The sequence below is a fragment of the Photobacterium sp. Hal280 genome (assembly GCF_037162255.1).
Classification (GTDB): Bacteria; Pseudomonadota; Gammaproteobacteria; order Enterobacterales; family Vibrionaceae; genus Photobacterium.
Map to the genome: position 1 here is coordinate 496609 of NZ_JARLUO010000005.1, position 17401 is coordinate 514009.

Sequence of the window (17401 nt, forward strand, 5' to 3'; positions counted from 1 at the left end):
CGGTATAAGTGTGCGAATTAATTGTCTTTTTTAGCCGGTGTAATCCACATCGGCCCAATGATCAAAGTGGTGTTTCTAAAGGGATGTTGCGTTTTATTGCATTATTTATTGTGATATCGGCCGTATTTGTTTCAGCTTTAGTGAAAGCGGAGCAAAAAAGTGCTGATCGCCTGAAGGTCGGACTTGTGCTTGGTGGTGGCGGCGCCAAAGGGGCGGCCCATGTCGGGGTGCTGAAGGCGCTGGAAGAGCTGCAGATCCCGGTGGATTACATTGTGGGGACCAGCATGGGCGCTTATGTCGGGGGGTTGTATGCCTCAGGCATGAGCGCCGATGAGATCGAAGCCATTCTCAATACCGTTGACTGGGAATCGGGTTATGAGGACAGGGTGCAGCGCAGTGAGCGGCGGGTCCGCGAAAAGCAGCAAGAGGACAGGTTCCAGATAGTCACGGATCTGGGGTTTAAATTCTGGGAAATCAAAGTGCCGAAAGGGTTTGTTCAGGGGCAAACCATGGGCGAGATACTGCGTACCACATCCGGCAATTTACCCTGGATGGCCAGCTTTGATGCCCTGCCTGTGCCATATCGTGCGGTCGCCACCGATATTGAAAATCTGAAGCCTGTTGTCTTGTCCGGTGGCGATCTGGCCGAGGCGATGCAGGCGAGTATGTCTGTGCCCGGTTTGCTGCCGCCAGTGATGCTGGACGGCAAATTGCTGGTGGATGGCGGTATCACCAACAACCTGCCTATTTCTGTCGTGAAGGAGATGGGGGCCGATCTGGTGATCGCGGTGGATATCAGTAACGATTTCAAAACCGCCGATGAGCTGACCGACTACCTGGTGGTCATGGATCAGCTGACTGATTTTATGGTGCGGGATAATTCTGCCCGTCAGGAATCGCAGCTGTCCGAGAACGACCTGTTGCTGCGCCCGGATGTCCGGGGCATCAGTACCACAGACTTTCACCGCATGCCGGAAGCCTTCGATAGCGGTTATCACAGTGTTCAGACTGTGCGCTTCCAGCTGGCAGAGCTTGGTAATGCCAGTACTTATCAGGCCTATATTGATAACAAACAGGAAGCCCGGCGCGAGCTGGAATTTTTGGAAGAAGGCCGGATTGACGAAATTGAATTGCTCAACAACAGCCCTTATGCCGATGAAGTCCTGTTAGACCGTCTGCAGCTGAAACCCGGTATGAAGGTCAATACTGAGCAGCTGGAGCAAAGTGTGCGCGATCTGTATGCGCTGGACAGGTTTGAACGGGTCGATTACCGATTTGAGCGTTTAGGCAACCGCAATATCTTGATCTTTGAAGTCAAAGCCAAAAGCTGGGGGCCCAACTTCATCGACATGCGTTTCGCCCTGGAAGATGACTTTGCCAATAATACCGACTTCTCCATCGGCCTGGCGTTAACGGCGACCGGACTGTCAGAAAAAGGGGCAGAGTGGCGAAACGAGCTCGAATATGGCTCAGATAAGCGGGTTGCCAGCGAGCTGTATGTGCCCTTTACCAGCGACCAGGAATGGTTCACCGTAATGGGGATTGAGTATGATGTGACCAATACCAATGTTGCTGTCTCGGGGGAAGAACCTAACCTGAAAAACATTGATGATTTTATTGCAGCGCGCTTCATTGATGTAAATATCGATAGCTCGCTGGGGTGGCAGCCAGCCCTGTGGCAGGAATTCAGGCTGGGTTATCTGTTTGGCAACGGAGAAACACAATTTCCCGGTATTCTGAATCTGGGTGATCAGGATCGCAACAGCCGGCGCCTTTATCTGAGGTACAACCTTGATACCCTGGACGATTTCACCCTGCCGAATAACGGTCACTTTTTTCTGGCCGAAATTGCCTCTTCAGATGACAGTGTGCGTTTTCAGGGGGAGCACAGGACAGATACTTCTTTGCATTTCGATTTGGGCTGGAAAGGGGCGTACACTTTTGGTCGCCATACCCTGATGGGCAAGGCGGAATACGGCAACGTCCATTCTGACGAGGATTTACGGCTTGACCCCAAAGAGCTGGGGGGATTCCTGAATTTATCCGGCATCCCGAAAAACAGTCTGTCGGGGAACAATAAAGTATTTTCTGCCCTGGTGTACCGTTACCATCTGCTGGATAACGACTTTGGCCTGTTTAACTCCGCGGTGTATCTGGGTGCCTCTGTCGAATGGGGCGGTGTGTTCAATAATCCCGATCTTTCGGTCTCAGAAATACCGGGATACTATGCGGGTAGCATATTTACGGGTATTACTACGCCATTTGGGCCATTCATTCTGGCTTATGGCAGGACGGAAGAAGATTTAAGTTCATTCTATCTGTTTTTTGGAGGAGCCTTGTAATACCGGGATTTTTCCTGTTTTGTGAATGTTGTAAAAGTCCGCCTGATTTTAATGTTTAGTTAAAAATGGTATGCTCCGTAACCGGTTTTGGTCTCTCCTGCACGCCAAAAAGGTCTGAATCAAGTCAAGCATAATGCGTGCGAGATAACCGGAGAGGGCAATCACTTCCAAGGATGTTTAGCCGGTTGGCTAAACCGAAAAATGAGGAATATGTCGTGCTTGAAGCCTACCGTAAACACGTCGAAGAGCGTGCTGCTGAAGGGATTGTCCCTAAGCCTCTGGATGCCGAGCAAACTGCTGCTCTGGTTGAACTTCTGAAAAATCCACCTGCAGGCGAAGAAGCCTTCCTGGTCGACCTGCTGGAAAACCGCATCCCGCCAGGTGTTGATGAAGCCGCATACGTCAAAGCGGGCTTTCTGGCCGCGATTACCACAGGTGAAGCGACGTCTCCCATTGTCAGCAAAGAAAAAGCGGCCGAGCTGCTGGGTACCATGCAGGGTGGTTATAACATTGAACCCCTGATCAGCCTGTTAGAGAATGCCGAACTGGCACCGATTGCGGTGAAAGCCCTGTCTCATACGCTGCTGATGTTCGATGCATTCTATGATGTCGAAGAAAAAGCAAAAGCCGGCAACGAATTCGCCAAGCAAGTGCTGCAATCCTGGGCGGATGCCGAGTGGTTCCTGTCTAAGCCAGAACTGGCTGAAAAAATTACCCTGACCGTCTTTAAAGTCACCGGTGAAACCAATACCGATGACCTGTCACCGGCACCGGATGCCTGGTCCCGTCCGGATATTCCTCTGCACGCGCTGGCGATGCTGAAAAATGAACGTGACGGTATTGAACCGGATCAAGCCGGTTCAGTTGGCCCGGTGAAACAAATTGAAGCCCTGAAAGAAAAAGGCCATCAGCTGGTATACGTGGGCGACGTGGTCGGTACGGGCTCATCGCGTAAATCGGCGACGAACTCTGTCCTCTGGTTCATGGGCGATGACATTCCGAATGTGCCCAATAAGCGCGCTGGCGGCTATGTGCTGGGCGGTAAGATTGCGCCTATCTTCTTTAATACTATGGAAGATGCCGGTGCACTGCCGATTGAAGTGGATGTGACGGCGCTGAACATGGGCGATGTGATCGACGTTTACCCATTCAAAGGCGAAGTGCGCCACCACGACAGTGATGAAGTGATTTCTACCTTCTCGCTGAAAACCGATGTGCTGATTGATGAAGTGCGTGCCGGTGGCCGTATTCCACTGATCATCGGTCGTGGTCTGACTGACCGTGCCCGTGAGTGTCTGGGCCTGGAAGCATCGACGGTATTCCGTCGCCCGCAGCCAGTGGCCGATTCAGGTAAAGGCTTTACTCTGGCTCAGAAAATGGTCGGTAAAGCCTGTGGTGTTGAAGGCATCCGTCCGGGCACTTACTGTGAGCCGAAGATGACCACAGTGGGCTCTCAGGACACCACAGGTCCGATGACCCGTGATGAGCTGAAAGACTTGGCCTGCCTGGGCTTCTCTGCCGAGCTGACCATGCAGTCATTCTGTCACACTTCGGCCTATCCGAAGCCTGTGGATGTCAACACGCACCACACGTTGCCTGATTTCATCATGAACCGTGGCGGTGTTTCGCTGCGTCCGGGCGACGGCGTGATCCACTCCTGGCTGAACCGCATGCTGCTGCCTGATACTGTCGGTACCGGCGGTGACTCGCACACCCGTTTCCCGCTGGGGATTTCGTTCCCGGCAGGTTCTGGTCTGGTGGCGTTCGCTGCAGCAACCGGTGTCATGCCGCTGGATATGCCAGAATCGATTCTGGTGCGCTTCAAGGGCGAGATGCAAGAAGGGATCACGCTGCGTGATCTGGTGCATGCCATCCCTTACTACGGTATCAAGCAAGGTCTGCTGACCGTAGAGAAAGCCGGTAAGATCAACGAATTCTCCGGCCGCGTGCTGGAAATTGAAGGGGTTGAGCACCTGACGGTTGAGCAGGCGTTCGAGCTGTCTGATGCCTCAGCAGAGCGCAGTGCGGCGGGTTGTACAGTGAAACTGTCGCAGGAATCTGTGGCTGAGTATCTGGAATCCAACATTGTGATGCTGAAGTGGATGATCGCGGAAGGTTATGGCGATCGTCGTACTATTGAGCGCCGGATTACTGCGATGCAGGAATGGCTGGATAATCCGTCACTGATGGAAGCAGACAAAGACGCTGAATATGCGCACGTGATCGAAATCGATCTGGCTGAGATCAAAGAGCCAATCCTGTGTGCGCCGAACGATCCGGACGATGCCCGCCTGCTGTCTGAGGTTCAGGGTACTGAAATCGACGAGGTCTTCATCGGTTCCTGTATGACGAACATCGGTCATTTCCGTGCCGCTGGTAAGCTGCTGGATAAATTTGGTGGCCAGCTGAACACGCGTTTGTGGGTTGCTCCACCGACCAAGATGGACCGTGATCAGCTGACCGAGGAAGGTTACTACGGTATCTTCGGCCGTGCCGGTGTGCGTATTGAAACCCCGGGATGTTCGCTGTGCATGGGTAACCAGGCACGTGTGGCTGACAAAGCAACTGTGATGTCGACCTCGACCCGTAACTTCCCGAACCGTCTGGGTACCGGTGCCAATGTGTACCTGTCTTCTGCTGAGCTGGCAGCGGTGGGTGCTATTCTGGGTCGCATCCCGACTGTGGAAGAGTACATGGAGTACGCTAAGCAGATTAATGCCACGGCAGCAGATACTTACCGCTATCTGAACTTCCACCGCATGGGTCAGTACACCAAGCGTGCTGATGAAGTGATTATCCAGGCTGCGGTGTAATTATACCCGACCAGGATAACTGCGAGTGAATCAGACAGGGAGCCAGTGGCTCCCTGTCTTTTTTTGTCTTGATGTCGTTTTGTGTTACGCGACCTTTCGCTGTTTGTTTTCTAAGCCGGCCTGTTGCGTTGGCTCGGCTCCCCCTCTCTCCCCTAAAAGACAGCTCATAGCGGCTTCAGGTTGCATTTTTACCGGGTTCCTGACAAGGTGCGCGGCGAAATGATTCCGGCTCCCTTCACTGAATGCAGTATGCGGACAATAGTTAAGTAAGACGGCGCCAGATGGCAGACACCAATCACCTATCACCAAGAACGTATCACCGATCACAATAATAAAGGGCAGGTATGGACTACGAATTTAAGAAAAACATGCTGGACGGCAGCTATCATGTGGTTTTTTCTATGGGTCATGAAGCCCTCGGCCGCTGGCTGGTGGAAGAAGTGCAGGCTGATGAGGCAAAGATAGCTTTGATCCTGAATCAACTTGGTGCACTAAAGGGCACCACGAGCGAGTGGCGGTTAAGCGGGGAAGAAATGACACTGATCCTGGAAGATAACGAAGCCATAGTTCAGGCTAATTATTTGTTTTTTCAAGATGAAGATCAGCTTGATGAAGACATGAGCCATTATGACGATGAAGCGGTTTCCCTGTGTGGATTTGAGGATCTTGAGCAAGTCTTGCATGCTTGGCGTGCATTTATTCGCGGACGATAGGCGTCAGATTCAGTGTAAATTCCTGCTTTGCTTCTTTTCGGGGAATAAACCGCACCACCATGGTGCGGTTTTTTTGTGCAATTTTTCTGTTTTTTGATTAAGTTGATGTTTATTAAGGTTTTTTAAAGTTGGCACGAAGCTTGTTTAATCATCTGTGTATGTTAGGGATGCACAGATTTAAGGAGCAAGGTTAATGAAACTCATCAATGCAATAATCAAACCTTTTAAGTTGGATGATGTGCGTGAAGCGCTGGCGGACGTTGGGGTTGAGGGGATGACCGTTTCTGAGGTCAAGGGATTTGGTCGTCAGAAAGGACACACTGAACTGTACCGCGGTGCGGAATACCAGGTTGATTTCCTGCCTAAGGTCAAGCTGGAAATCGCCACCCAGGCGGAGAACCTGGAAATCATTCTTGAAGCCATCACCAAGGCAGCACACACAGGCAAAATCGGTGACGGCAAGATTTTTGTTTACGACCTGGACCATGCGGTACGTATCCGTACCGGTGAGACAGACGCAGAAGCATTATAACAACGAGATGTGATAAGAGGACGACAACCATGGAATTATCAACAACGGTGACAGAGCTGCGCTACGCGCTCGACACATTCTTTTTCCTGATCTCAGGTGCCCTGGTCATGTGGATGGCAGCAGGCTTTGCCATGCTGGAAGCCGGCCTGGTGCGCTCAAAAAATACCACAGAAATTTTAACCAAAAACTTTTGTCTGTACGCCATTGCCTGCACCATGTACCTGATTGTGGGTTATCACATCATGTATGTCGATAACGGCGAAGGTGGCTGGCTGCCTTCATTTGGTACCTTATTCGGGACTCAGGCGGAAGGGGCTGATCATTCGCTGGAATCTGACTTCTTCTTCCAGGTGGTCTTTGTCGCGACAGCCATGTCGGTGGTCTCAGGGGCTGTGGCAGAACGCATGAAGTTGTGGGCATTCCTGGTATTCTCAGTCGTTCTGACAGCGGTGATTTATCCGGTGGAAGGGTACTGGACTTGGGGCGGTGGCTTCCTGTCGGCTGCAGGTTTCAGCGACTTTGCCGGCTCAGGGATTGTGCATATGGCGGGGGCGTCTGCGGCACTGGCTGGGGTACTGCTTCTGGGCGCCCGTAAAGGCAAATACGGTAAAAATGGCGAAATCCTGCCCATCCCTGGTTCAAACATGCCATTGGCAACTCTGGGTACTTTTATCCTGTGGTTTGGCTGGTTCGGCTTCAACGGCGGTTCGCAGCTGATGATTTCCGATTTCGAGAACGCAACGGCCGTAGGTAAAATTTTCCTCAACACCAATGCCGCTGCTGCTGCAGGTGCCATCGCTGCACTGGCTGTGTGTAAAACCACCTGGGGTAAAGCCGATCTGACCATGATTCTCAATGGTGCACTGGCGGGCCTGGTGGCTATCACTGCAGATCCGCTGTCTCCATCACCGATGTCCTCTGTCATTATCGGTGTGATTGCCGGTGCGCTGGTTGTCTTCAGTATCATTGGTTTGGACAAGCTGAAAATCGATGATCCTGTCGGTGCGATTTCAGTACACGGGGTGTGCGGTTTCTTCGGCCTGATGGTGGTACCGTTCAGCAACACAGATGCCAGCTTTGGTGCTCAGTTACTGGGTGCGGTTGTGATTTTCGCCTGGGTCTTTGGTGCAAGTCTGGCGGTCTGGGCCATCCTGAAAGCGACCATGGGGATCCGTGTCAGCGAAGAGGAAGAAATGGCAGGAATGGATTTACACGACTGCGGTATCGATGCTTACCCTGAGTTTGTCAGCGTGAAGTAATTGCTTTAAAGTTGAACTAATTCACATAATTATCAAAAACGCTGCCATCCGGCAGCGTTTTTTTGTGTTCATTTGTTTCAACACATTGTTGGCTGAAGCAGCTACAGTATAATTGAGCGATACTGATAAACGTTATCATTCATTTTTGTATTAAGGGAATGCTCAATGAAAAAACTGTTCGCTTCTGCTGTCTTACTGGGATTGTCGGCACCTCAAATGGTTCAGGCAGCCGAAGAAGTCAACGTCTACTCTCTGCGCCAGCCGTTTTTGATTGAGCCGATGCTGAAAGAATTTACGGATGAAACCGGCATTAAGGTCAATGTAAAGTTTGCCAAAGATGGCATTGCTGAAAAACTGGCTCAGGAAGGCGAATACAGCCCGGCCGATGTGATTCTGACCGTTGACATCAGCCGCCTGGCAGAATTGAGCGATAAAGGCCTGGTTCAGGCCGTTGACAGTGACGTGATTGACCAGAATGTCCCGGCTCAGTACCGCGATTCTGATGATGAGTGGTTTGCTTTGACGTTACGTACCCGCAGTGTGTACTCATCCCGGGAACGTGTTGGTCGTCTGCCAGCCAGTTTTGATTACCTGGATCTGGCAAAACCTGAGTGGAAAGGCAAAATCTGTACCCGTTCCGGTAAGCACCCTTACAATATTTCTCTGGTTTCTTCGATGATTGCCCATTACGGGGAAGCAGAAACCAAAACCTGGCTTGAAGGGGTGAAAGCGAATCTGGCTCGTAAACCTCAGGGCAACGACCGTGGTCAGGTGAAAGCGGTCAAAGAAGGCCTGTGTGATCTGGCCATTGGTAACAGCTACTACCTGGGGAATATGCTGAGCGATGAAAATCAGAAAGCGTGGGCAGAAGCGGTTTACATCAATTTCCCGGGTCAGCAGGTCAATGGCACCCATGTCAATATCAGCGGGATGGCGATGGCTAAGTATGCGCCGAATAAAGCCAATGCTCAGAAACTGATGGAATTCCTGACATCAGACAAAGCTCAGCACATGTACGCTGAAGTGAACTTTGAATACCCGGTGAAAGCGGGGGTCGAGCGTTCTGAGCTGGTGGCGTCCTGGGGGGATTTTAAGGCTGATACTCTGCCTCTGGAGAAGATCGCTGAGTATCACAATGCAGCAACCAAATTGCTGGATGAAGTACAGTTTGATCTGTAAGTAGAAGAAAAACAGGGGTCGGTAGGCCCCTTTTTATCTATTGTCTGGTATCTTTGGGGGCGTTTTTTTCGCGAACCGCTTGGACGCATGTATTGCCCCTTGGTTGGGCAAGGCTTCTCTCGTGTCAGCTCAAGGATACAAAGTTGTCGGCAATGAAAGACAGATACCCTATTTGGAAAACCAGCGGCTGGACGTTTGGTGTTTTACTGGTTTTACCCATTTTCGCCATTTTCTATACGGCGCTGGGGGAATCGGATCAGGTGTTTGCGCACCTGATGAGCACAGTGATGGGGACCTATACCCTCAATACACTGGTGCTGGTCACCGGCACCGCGTTATTGGCTGCTTTGTTTGGCTTGCCCGCCGCCTGGTTTATGGCCATGTGCCGGCTGCCCGGTGAAAAGTGGCTGCAATGGGCCTTAGTACTGCCGCTGGCGATGCCGGGCTACATCATCGGCTACATCTACACTGACTGGTTCGACTATGCCGGACCGGTACAAATTCTGCTGCGCGACTGGTTTGGCTGGCAGAGTTATCAGGATTACTGGTTTCCCGATATCCGCACCTTAGGTGGTGCGTGTCTGGTCCTGGCTTTGGTGCTTTATCCGTATATCTACCTGCTGGCCCGTACGGCTTTTATGGAACAGAGCGCCAGTTTACTGCAATCTGCACGTTTACTGCGCTGTTCGCCGCTGGAAAGCTTCCGGCGCATTTCTTTGCCTCTGGCTCGGCCTTCCATTGCGGTCGGCCTGTCTTTGATTGCCATGGAAACCTTAGGCGATTTCGGGACCGTCAGTTACTTTGCCGTCCATTCACTGACAACGGCGGTATACGACACCTGGCTGGGTTATTCCAATCTCAACGCGGCGGCAAAAATTTCCGCCATGATGCTGCTGGCCATTTTTCTGCTGATCAGTGCAGAGCGATTCAGTCGTCGACGGCAAAAACTGTTTCAGCAGCACAGTGAGCCGAATGAAGATGTCCGTTACCGTTTGTCCGGCTGGAAAAAAGTGCTGGCACTAAGCTGGTGTTGGGGGCTGATTGGTCTGGCTTTCATCCTGCCGCTGCTGCAGCTGCTCTATTATGCCTGGCAGTATTTTGACCAGAGCTGGAACTCAGAGTTCAGACAGTTCAGTATCAACAGCCTGATGGTTGCGGTGAGTGCCGCTTTACTGGCCGTTGCTGTCGCCCTGCTGGTCAATTTTTATCATCGTCTGGATGGCCGCCGGTCCAGCATCGCGCCGATGCGTTTAAGTGTGATGGGTTACGCCGTGCCGGGTACTGTGTTGGCAATTGGTGTGATGATCCCACTGACCACGGCCGATCACTGGCTGAATGACTTCACTCAGTTCATGGGGTGGGGACGGCCCGGGCTGTTTTTCTCCGGCTCTGTGTTTGCCATGATTTTTGCCTTTGTGGTGCGTTTTGGCGCGGTTGCCGTCGGCAGTATTGAAAGCAGCCTGGCCAAAATTCCGCCGTCGCTGGACATGGCCGCCAAGACGATGGGGTGTGCGCCCATGTCTATGCTCAGGCGTGTACATTTGCCGCTCATCCGGCGGGGCTGCCTGATAGCGGGTCTGCTGGTCTTTATCGAGTCGATGAAGGAGCTGAACGCCGCGCTGTTACTGCGTCCATTTAACTTTGAAACTCTGGCAACCTATGTTTTTAACTATGCCTCTGATGAGCAGCTGGAGCTGGCCGCGATGCCAGCCATTCTGCTGGTGTTGGTCGGCTTGGTACCTTTGGTTGTCGTAAACCGTTCACTGGAGCAATCACACTGATGAGTCATGCGTTATCTGTCCATAATCTGACCTGTCGTTATAACGGTCACGCCGTACTGGAAAATCTGTCTCTGGTGGTGGAAGACAATGAAATCATCTGTTTGTTAGGGGCCAGCGGCTGCGGAAAAACGACTCTGCTGAAAGCCATTGCCGGTTTATTGCCGCAAGAGCAGGGAGAGTTGCGGATTAATGGCCGTACCGTGGTGGATAAAGTGACTTGGGTGCCGCCGGAGCATCGCAATATAGGGATGATTTTCCAGGATTATGCGCTGTTTCCCCACCTGACTGTGGCGGAAAATATAGCCTTTGGCCTGCGAGACTGGGAAAAAAACAGTGCGCAGACCAAAGTAGAAGAAATGCTGTCGCTGGTCAGGCTGGAAAACCTTGGTCAGCGTTACCCGCACCAGTTATCGGGTGGCCAGCAGCAGCGTGTTGCCATTGCGCGGGCTCTGGCTTGCGAGCCTGATCTGATCTTGCTGGATGAACCGTTTTCGAATATTGACACCCAGGTTCGCCATGGCCTGATTCGGGAAATACGGCGGATCTTCAAGGCGCAGGGGGTCACGGCTATCTTTGTGACGCACAGCCGGGAGGAAGCCTTTGCATTCGCGGACAAGCTGGCCGTGATGCACAATGGCGTAATCGAACAGTTTGGTACCGCAGCGGAGCTTTACTATCAACCTTGCAGTCGTTTTGTGGCCGATTTTCTGGGGGCGGGGTCGTATTTGCCGGCTACTATCGGTCAGGATGGATTACTGACGCCCTTTGGCCGTATTGATCTGGCAAAAGCCGTGACATTTGGTGAAGGTAAGCATGTTGAGTGGCTTGTCAGGCCGCAAAACCTGAAGCTGACACCGATTGAAGACGGTGAAGGAAGGATTCTGGAACAGCAGTTCATGGGCGACAGTTGCCGCTACACGGTAGACTATGAGGGGCACCACTTGATCGTGAATACCCCCATGATCCTGCAAACCGGTCAACGCGTATCCGTAGAGCTGGATTTATACCAGCCCAGGATACTTGCTGCTGCCAGTTAACGGCAGCAGTTATGCCTGCGGGAACATTAGGCTGATGTAAGCGTCGGCCTGTGTTTGCATGCTGTTTTTGTCAGGCTCAATGTTGGCGCGTAAATACAGCACATAACATAAGCCATGAAGCAGCCAGGTCAGATCATAAGAGGTGATCTCCGTACTGAGCTGACCATCCTGTTTACCCTGCTCAAAGATATTGGTCAGTTGTTTCAGGTTCGGACGGTTTGCATCAAGAAACTGCGGCCAGGTTTCAGTCCTGACAGAAGTGCTCCATTCAAACCATACTTTTAACCAGTCCTGCTGTTCGATAACCGCATCAATCATATAGCCGGTGATGCAGCTCAGGTGACTATGAAGGGTATCGTGTTCTTCTCCCAGGCACAGATTCAGCAGTTCATTAAAGTTTCTTTCCACCTGTGACAGAACTTGCTCAACAAGTGCCTCACGGGTCGGAAAATAATTGAAAACCGTTGCCACTGAGACACTGGCCATATCAGCAATGTCGGCGTGTCCTGCGCGTCCGATACCTCGGCGGGCAAAGACTTCCAGCGCACACTTGAGAAGTTGTTGTTTTCGTTTCTCAGGTGAGAGACGCGTCCTCGTTTTTTTAACTATGGTGTCCATGCTACAAATTCCCTAGCCAATCGATTTATATGCACTTTGCTTAATAACTCTACCTCAGCAATGGATTTGGTTCAATCTGATTTATACCCGTTGTGTCATATGGCTCGAATAATTGAAGCAATAACTTTTCTTGTTCAAGGATGGTAGAATAGCTTTTTAGTAATCACTGAGACCCATGTGCATGCCAAATGCGCATATGGAGAGATAAATGAAGCATACCATTGAAGTCATGATTTCTGAGCAGGATGTTCAGGCAAGGATTAAAGAGCTTGGAGAGCAGATCACCGCCTATTATCAGGGCTCAGAAAACCTTGTCATGGTGGGATTGCTGCGAGGTTCCTTTGTCTTTATGGCTGACCTGGCCCGTGCGATTGAACTGCCGCACGAAGTGGATTTTATGACGGCTTCCAGTTACGGAAACGCGATGGAAAGCAGCCGTGATGTCCGTATTCTGAAAGATCTGGATGATGAAATCGAAGGCAAAGACGTGCTGCTGGTGGAAGATATTATTGATACCGGCAACACCCTGAATAAAGTCAGGGAAATTCTGGCTCTGCGTAATCCGAACTCAATCCGCATCTGTACTTTGCTGGACAAGCCTGAGCGCCGCGAAGTCGCCGTGGATGCCGAGTGGATTGGTTTCGAAATTCCTGATGAATTTGTGGTCGGTGTCGGTATCGATTATGCGCAGAAATACCGTCATCTGCGGTTTATCGGAAAAGTGATCCCGCTGGAAGACTGATCGTTTTCAGTTTTTCGCCGCGTGATAAAAGTAAAAGCGACCAGAGGGTCGCTTTTACTTCATGGGTTACTCTTGGGGTAAAATCGTTGCCATCGCGCTTTGGTAGGACACTTCCAGCGACTCACGGCTTGTGGCGGTCACGCCCAGATCCGTCAGTTTGCCGTCACCAATACCGTACACCCAGCCATGAATTTTCACTTTCTGGCCGCGTTCCCAGGCTTGTTGCATGATGGTCGAGTTGCCCAGGTTGTATACTTGCGAAGCCACGTTGATTTCACAGAGCTTATCGGCCCAGTCCTCACGGGGCAGGGTGCCCAGATCGCTGCGGTGCTTCAGGTACAGATCGCGAATATGAAGCAGCCAGTTATTGATGAGCCCTAAGGGCGGATTATCAATGGAGGCTGCCACACCGCCGCAGCCATAGTGGCCGCAGATAATGATGTGTTTGACCTTGAGTACATCGACAGCATACTGCACCACAGACAGGCAGTTCAGATCCGTATGAATGACCTGATTCGCCACGTTTCGGTGCACGAAAAGCTCGCCAGAGTCCAGGCCAGTCAGGCGTTCTGCCGGAACCCGGCTGTCTGAGCAGCCGATCCAGAGATATTCAGGGTGCTGCGCTTTCGCGAGATGTGAAAAGAATTCCGGGTTTTCTGCTTTAATCTTTTCCGACCAGGAAAAGTTATTTGCAAATAGCTGTTTAATTTCTGCCATGACAACACCTTAGTTTGCTACATTGGGTTGTTTATCTTTGGTCAGGCTTCGGCTGCTATGATGCGCTTGCAAAGCCAAAGATAAACAGGTCATTACTATACACTTGCGAGGCGGCTTGCAAATCCGATTTGTTGATTTTTTTACTCTTTATACCAAATAAAAAAGCGTATTGTATGAATGCATTAGAAATTACTGATTTAAACAAGGTCTATCCAGGGGTGCAGGCCCTGAAGGATATGAGCCTGACCGTCGAAGAAGGGGACTTTTTCGCGCTGCTGGGGCCTAATGGTGCCGGTAAATCGACCACGATTGGTGTGATCAGCTCCCTGGTCAATAAAACCTCCGGTCAGGTGAAAGTGTTTGGCTATGACATCGACAAGCAACTGGTGGAAGCGAAAAATCAGCTCGGTCTGGTGCCGCAGGAGTTTAACTTCAACCAGTTCGAGACTGTCGAGCAGATCGTGATCAATCAGGCCGGTTTTTATGGGGTTCCCAAAGCGCTGGCAAAAGAGCGGGCGAAAAAGTACCTGACACAGCTGGATTTGTGGAATAAGCGCAATGAGCGTGCCCGTAGTTTATCAGGCGGGATGAAGCGGCGCCTGATGATTGCCCGTGCCCTGATGCACGAACCCAGGCTGTTAATTCTCGATGAACCGACCGCAGGGGTGGATATCGAACTGCGCCGTTCGATGTGGACTTTTCTGCGAGAAATTAACCGCCAGGGCGTCACGATTATTCTGACGACGCATTACCTGGAAGAAGCCGAAATGCTGTGCCGTAATATCGGCATCATTAATCATGGTGAGCTGATTGAACACACCAGCATGAAATCGCTGCTGGCCAAGCTGGAGGTGGAAACCTTCATTCTTGATGTTGTTCTCAATGGCAGTAAACCTGAACTTGATGGTGTGGCATGGAAAATGCCGGATAATCACACGCTGGAAATCGACATTCACAAGGGAACAGGCCTGAACGCTGTCTTCAGCCAGCTGAGTGCTCAGGGAATCGAGGTCCTGTCGATGCGGAATAAAGCCAACCGTCTTGAGGAGTTGTTCGTGACGCTTGTTGCTCAGAGTCAAGGAGAGCCGTCTGCATGAGATACCAGTATTGGATTGCTTTTCAAAGTTTAATCAGTAAAGAAGTGAACCGTTTTGCCCGCATCTGGGTACAGACGCTGGTGCCGCCAGCCATCACCATGACCTTATATTTCATTATTTTCGGCAGTCTGATCGGCAGCCGGATTGGTGAGATGGGCGGTTTTACCTATATGGAATATATCGTGCCCGGTTTGATCATGATGTCTGTGATCACGAACTCATACTCGAATGTGGCGTCCTCTTTCTTCAGTGCCAAGTTTCAGCACAATATTGAAGAGTTGCTGGTTGCCCCCGTGCCGAACTTTGTCATTATCGCCGGTTATATTGGCGGTGGGGTGCTGCGCGGACTGGGTGTCGGCGTGATAGTGACGGTTGTGTCGCTGCTGTTTGTCGATTTGCAGATAGCGCATCTGGGCGTGATCATTGCCACTGTGATCATGACCTCGATCGTTTTTTCTCTGGGAGGACTGATCAACGCGGTGTTCGCCAAAACCTTTGATGACATCAGCATTATTCCCACGTTCGTGCTGACGCCTTTGACCTACTTGGGCGGGGTGTTTTACTCCCTCAATCTGTTGCCTGAGTTCTGGCAGTGGGTGTCCAAGCTCAATCCTATTGTTTACATGGTCAATGCCTTTCGTTATGGCTTCCTTGGGGTCTCCGATGTCGGTATCGGTACCGCCTTCAGCGTGCTTCTGGCCTTTGTGGTGGCTTTGTATGCTCTGGCCCACTATCTGATATCAAAAGGGATAGGTTTGCGCTCCTGAGCCGATAGCGCGGGTGTTAAGGCGCAATAAAAACGCCCAGTTACTTTGCCGGTAACTGGGCGTTTTCGTCAGGTGGGTATCGCAGATGTCTGACAGGCTTGGTTAGTGTGTGGTGTCTGCCGAGACAGCGGCCAGCTCAATAACCTGATTATCAATCAGACGTGCTTTCCCAAGGAAAGCAGACATCAGGATCACCGCCTGCGTGGTTTCTTCACCGACAACCTGCAGCGTACGGGCATCACGGATGTAAATTTCATCCGGCTCCAGACCGGCAGCACGCAGCTGATCATTGGCATCCAGCACCACTTCATCAAAGTCACGGCGTCCGCCGCGGATCTGGCTGCTGATCCAGCGCATGGTTTTGGCCAGTACCGGTGCGCGCTGACGCTCATCTACGGTGAGGTATCCATTACGAGAGCTCATTGCCAGGCCATCCATTTCACGCACTGTCGGTACACCGATGATCTCAATCGGCATCGCAAGATCGTTGACCATTTGACGGATCAACGCCAGTTGCTGATAGTCTTTTTCACCAAAGCAGGCCACATCTGGCTGCACAATATTAAACAGCTTGGTCACTATAGTGGCGACGCCACGAAAATGACTGGGGCGCAACGCCCCTTCCAGCATGTGAGACAGACCCGGGACTTCAACAAAGGTTTGCCGGTCCATGCCATTGGGATAAATGATATCCGGTGTTGGGGTGAATACCAGTTCAACACCTTCACCATTTAATTTGGCCAGATCCTCTTCCAGCGTACGAGGATAGTTGTTCAGATCGTCAGCTTTATCGAACTGCATAGGGTTCACGAAAATACTGACAATAATGATATCGGCTTGTTCGCGTGCTTTGCGAACCAGAGTCAGGTGCCCCTGATGCAGATTTCCCATGGTCGGAACAAAGGCGATACGGCGGCCTTCACGGCGCCAGGCCCGAACCTGTTCACGAACAGGGGAAATGTCAGCAAAAGTATGCATGGTGGGTTTTCCTTACTCAAAGGTATGCTCTGGACCCGGGAACGTTCCCGCTTCCACTTCTTTCAGATACTGTGAAACCGCTTTGCGGATATCGCCAGTCTGAGCAAGATAGTTTTTAGAAAAGCGCGGCATATAGTTGGCAGAAATGCCTAACATGTCGTGCATGACTAAAATCTGGCCGTCAGTTACGTTACCGGCTCCGATGCCGATAACAGGAATGTCTAAGGCTTCGGTGATACGTTTGGCCAGCGAGGCGGGGACACACTCCAGCACGACAATCTGTGCGCCTGCCTTTTGCAGCGCAATGGCGTCGGCCAGCATCTGGTCTGCGCGTTCTTTATCGCGTCCCTGAACTTTGTAGCCACCAAAGATATTGACCGATTGCGGGGTCAGACCCAGATGGGCGCACACAGGGATGGCACGTTCGGTCAAGGTTCTGACGGTCTCTGCCAGCCAGCTGCCTCCTTCCAGTTTCACCATATTGGCACCGGCACGCATCAGCTTGGCGGCATTGTCACAGGCCTGTTCAGGGGTGCCGTAGGTCATGAACGGCAAGTCTGCCAGCAGCAGGGCGTTGGGGCTGCCGGCACGCACACAACGGGTGTGGTAAGCCATTTCATCAATCGTTACAGGCAGGGTATCGGTTTGGCCTTGCAGGACCATACCCAGGGAATCGCCGACCAGAAGGACAGGCACTTCCTGTTGCTCAAACAGCTGGGCAAAACTCGCATCATAAGAGGTGAGTGAGGCAAACTTACGACCTTCCTGCTTCCACTTCATCAGGTCGTTAATCGTGATTTTCTTCATTGTTATCTCCCTTCTCCCG

The 17401-nt window shown here is 51.5% G+C and carries 15 protein-coding genes; 11 read left to right on the plus strand and 4 right to left on the minus strand.

Translation table 11 applies throughout. The features are described 5' to 3' along the window. The first annotated feature begins 83 nt into the window (after nucleotides 1–83). The 8 genes from P4S53_RS11480 (at nucleotide 84) to P4S53_RS11515 (ending at nucleotide 11656) form a co-directional block, all read left to right on the plus strand. On the plus strand, nucleotides 84–2342 hold the full coding sequence (locus P4S53_RS11480) for a patatin-like phospholipase family protein (protein WP_337112788.1): 2259 nt from the start codon (nucleotides 84–86) through the stop codon (nucleotides 2340–2342). Between the two features lie 215 nt (nucleotides 2343–2557). Next, nucleotides 2558–5155, plus strand: coding sequence for a bifunctional aconitate hydratase 2/2-methylisocitrate dehydratase (acnB, locus tag P4S53_RS11485; protein ID WP_337114467.1), 2598 nt, complete (start codon nucleotides 2558–2560; stop codon nucleotides 5153–5155). 344 nt (nucleotides 5156–5499) lie between these two features. Next, entirely contained in the window at nucleotides 5500–5868 is a 369-nt protein-coding gene (locus tag P4S53_RS11490) for a YacL family protein (protein WP_161443983.1), read from the plus strand. Between the two features lie 193 nt (nucleotides 5869–6061). Then, entirely contained in the window at nucleotides 6062–6400 is a 339-nt protein-coding gene (locus tag P4S53_RS11495) for a P-II family nitrogen regulator (protein ID WP_120513354.1), read from the plus strand. A 29-nt stretch (nucleotides 6401–6429) separates the two neighbouring features. Beyond that, a complete protein-coding gene (locus P4S53_RS11500) occupies nucleotides 6430–7659 on the plus strand; it encodes an ammonium transporter (RefSeq protein WP_337112789.1) in 1230 nt (409 codons plus the stop codon). Nucleotides 7660–7824: 165 nt separating this feature from the next. Then, nucleotides 7825–8838, plus strand: a complete 1014-nt coding sequence (locus tag P4S53_RS11505; RefSeq protein ID WP_337112790.1) for a Fe(3+) ABC transporter substrate-binding protein — start codon at nucleotides 7825–7827, stop codon at nucleotides 8836–8838. A gap of 152 nt (nucleotides 8839–8990) precedes the next feature. Beyond that, entirely contained in the window at nucleotides 8991–10619 is a 1629-nt protein-coding gene (locus P4S53_RS11510; protein ID WP_337114468.1) for an ABC transporter permease, read from the plus strand. Next, complete coding sequence (locus P4S53_RS11515; protein WP_337112791.1) at nucleotides 10619–11656, plus strand: ABC transporter ATP-binding protein; 1038 nt, start codon at nucleotides 10619–10621, stop codon at nucleotides 11654–11656. Before P4S53_RS11510 ends, P4S53_RS11515 begins: the two co-directional genes overlap by 1 nt. Before the next feature lie 9 nt (nucleotides 11657–11665). On the opposite strand, the gene P4S53_RS11520 is transcribed toward P4S53_RS11515, so the two are convergent. Beyond that, complete coding sequence (locus P4S53_RS11520) at nucleotides 11666–12274, minus strand: TetR/AcrR family transcriptional regulator (protein ID WP_337112792.1); 609 nt, start codon at nucleotides 12272–12274, stop codon at nucleotides 11666–11668. 208 nt (nucleotides 12275–12482) lie between these two features. On the opposite strand from P4S53_RS11520, the gene hpt reads away from it, so the two are divergent. Then, a complete protein-coding gene (gene hpt / locus P4S53_RS11525) occupies nucleotides 12483–13016 on the plus strand; it encodes a hypoxanthine phosphoribosyltransferase (protein ID WP_027253643.1) in 534 nt (177 codons plus the stop codon). 66 nt (nucleotides 13017–13082) lie between these two features. Here the strand turns inward: hpt and can are convergent, their stop codons facing one another. After that, on the minus strand, nucleotides 13083–13733 hold the full coding sequence (gene can / locus P4S53_RS11530) for a carbonate dehydratase (protein WP_337112793.1): 651 nt from the start codon (nucleotides 13731–13733) through the stop codon (nucleotides 13083–13085). Nucleotides 13734–13906: 173 nt separating this feature from the next. Here can and P4S53_RS11535 point away from each other — a divergent pair, with 173 nt between their 5' ends. Beyond that, nucleotides 13907–14830, plus strand: coding sequence for an ABC transporter ATP-binding protein (locus P4S53_RS11535; RefSeq protein WP_337112794.1), 924 nt, complete (start codon nucleotides 13907–13909; stop codon nucleotides 14828–14830). Then, on the plus strand, nucleotides 14827–15597 hold the full coding sequence (locus tag P4S53_RS11540; protein ID WP_337112795.1) for an ABC transporter permease: 771 nt from the start codon (nucleotides 14827–14829) through the stop codon (nucleotides 15595–15597). Before P4S53_RS11535 ends, P4S53_RS11540 begins: the two co-directional genes overlap by 4 nt. Before the next feature lie 102 nt (nucleotides 15598–15699). Here P4S53_RS11540 and panC read toward each other — a convergent pair whose 3' ends face one another. Beyond that, complete coding sequence (gene panC, locus P4S53_RS11545; RefSeq protein WP_337112796.1) at nucleotides 15700–16575, minus strand: pantoate--beta-alanine ligase; 876 nt, start codon at nucleotides 16573–16575, stop codon at nucleotides 15700–15702. Nucleotides 16576–16587: 12 nt separating this feature from the next. Next, nucleotides 16588–17382, minus strand: coding sequence for a 3-methyl-2-oxobutanoate hydroxymethyltransferase (panB, locus tag P4S53_RS11550; protein ID WP_337112797.1), 795 nt, complete (start codon nucleotides 17380–17382; stop codon nucleotides 16588–16590). Nucleotides 17383–17401 lie beyond the last annotated feature (19 nt).

Excerpts from the sequence above, each read along its gene's own strand:
- panC (WP_337112796.1), bottom strand. The coding sequence starts at position 16,575 with ATGCATACTTTTGCTGACATTTCCCCTGTTCGTGAACAGGTTCGGGCC.
- P4S53_RS11495 (WP_120513354.1), top strand. The coding sequence starts at position 6,062 with ATGAAACTCATCAATGCAATAATCAAACCTTTTAAGTTGGATGATGTG.
- P4S53_RS11510 (WP_337114468.1), top strand. The coding sequence starts at position 8,991 with ATGAAAGACAGATACCCTATTTGGAAAACCAGCGGCTGGACGTTTGGT.
- P4S53_RS11540 (WP_337112795.1), top strand. The coding sequence starts at position 14,827 with ATGAGATACCAGTATTGGATTGCTTTTCAAAGTTTAATCAGTAAAGAA.
- P4S53_RS11505 (WP_337112790.1), top strand. The coding sequence starts at position 7,825 with ATGAAAAAACTGTTCGCTTCTGCTGTCTTACTGGGATTGTCGGCACCT.
- P4S53_RS11520 (WP_337112792.1), bottom strand. The coding sequence starts at position 12,274 with ATGGACACCATAGTTAAAAAAACGAGGACGCGTCTCTCACCTGAGAAA.
- P4S53_RS11515 (WP_337112791.1), top strand. The coding sequence starts at position 10,619 with ATGAGTCATGCGTTATCTGTCCATAATCTGACCTGTCGTTATAACGGT.
- panB (WP_337112797.1), bottom strand. The coding sequence starts at position 17,382 with ATGAAGAAAATCACGATTAACGACCTGATGAAGTGGAAGCAGGAAGGT.
- P4S53_RS11490 (WP_161443983.1), top strand. The coding sequence starts at position 5,500 with ATGGACTACGAATTTAAGAAAAACATGCTGGACGGCAGCTATCATGTG.
- P4S53_RS11480 (WP_337112788.1), top strand. The coding sequence starts at position 84 with ATGTTGCGTTTTATTGCATTATTTATTGTGATATCGGCCGTATTTGTT.
- P4S53_RS11500 (WP_337112789.1), top strand. The coding sequence starts at position 6,430 with ATGGAATTATCAACAACGGTGACAGAGCTGCGCTACGCGCTCGACACA.
- P4S53_RS11535 (WP_337112794.1), top strand. The coding sequence starts at position 13,907 with ATGAATGCATTAGAAATTACTGATTTAAACAAGGTCTATCCAGGGGTG.
- can (WP_337112793.1), bottom strand. The coding sequence starts at position 13,733 with ATGGCAGAAATTAAACAGCTATTTGCAAATAACTTTTCCTGGTCGGAA.
- hpt (WP_027253643.1), top strand. The coding sequence starts at position 12,483 with ATGAAGCATACCATTGAAGTCATGATTTCTGAGCAGGATGTTCAGGCA.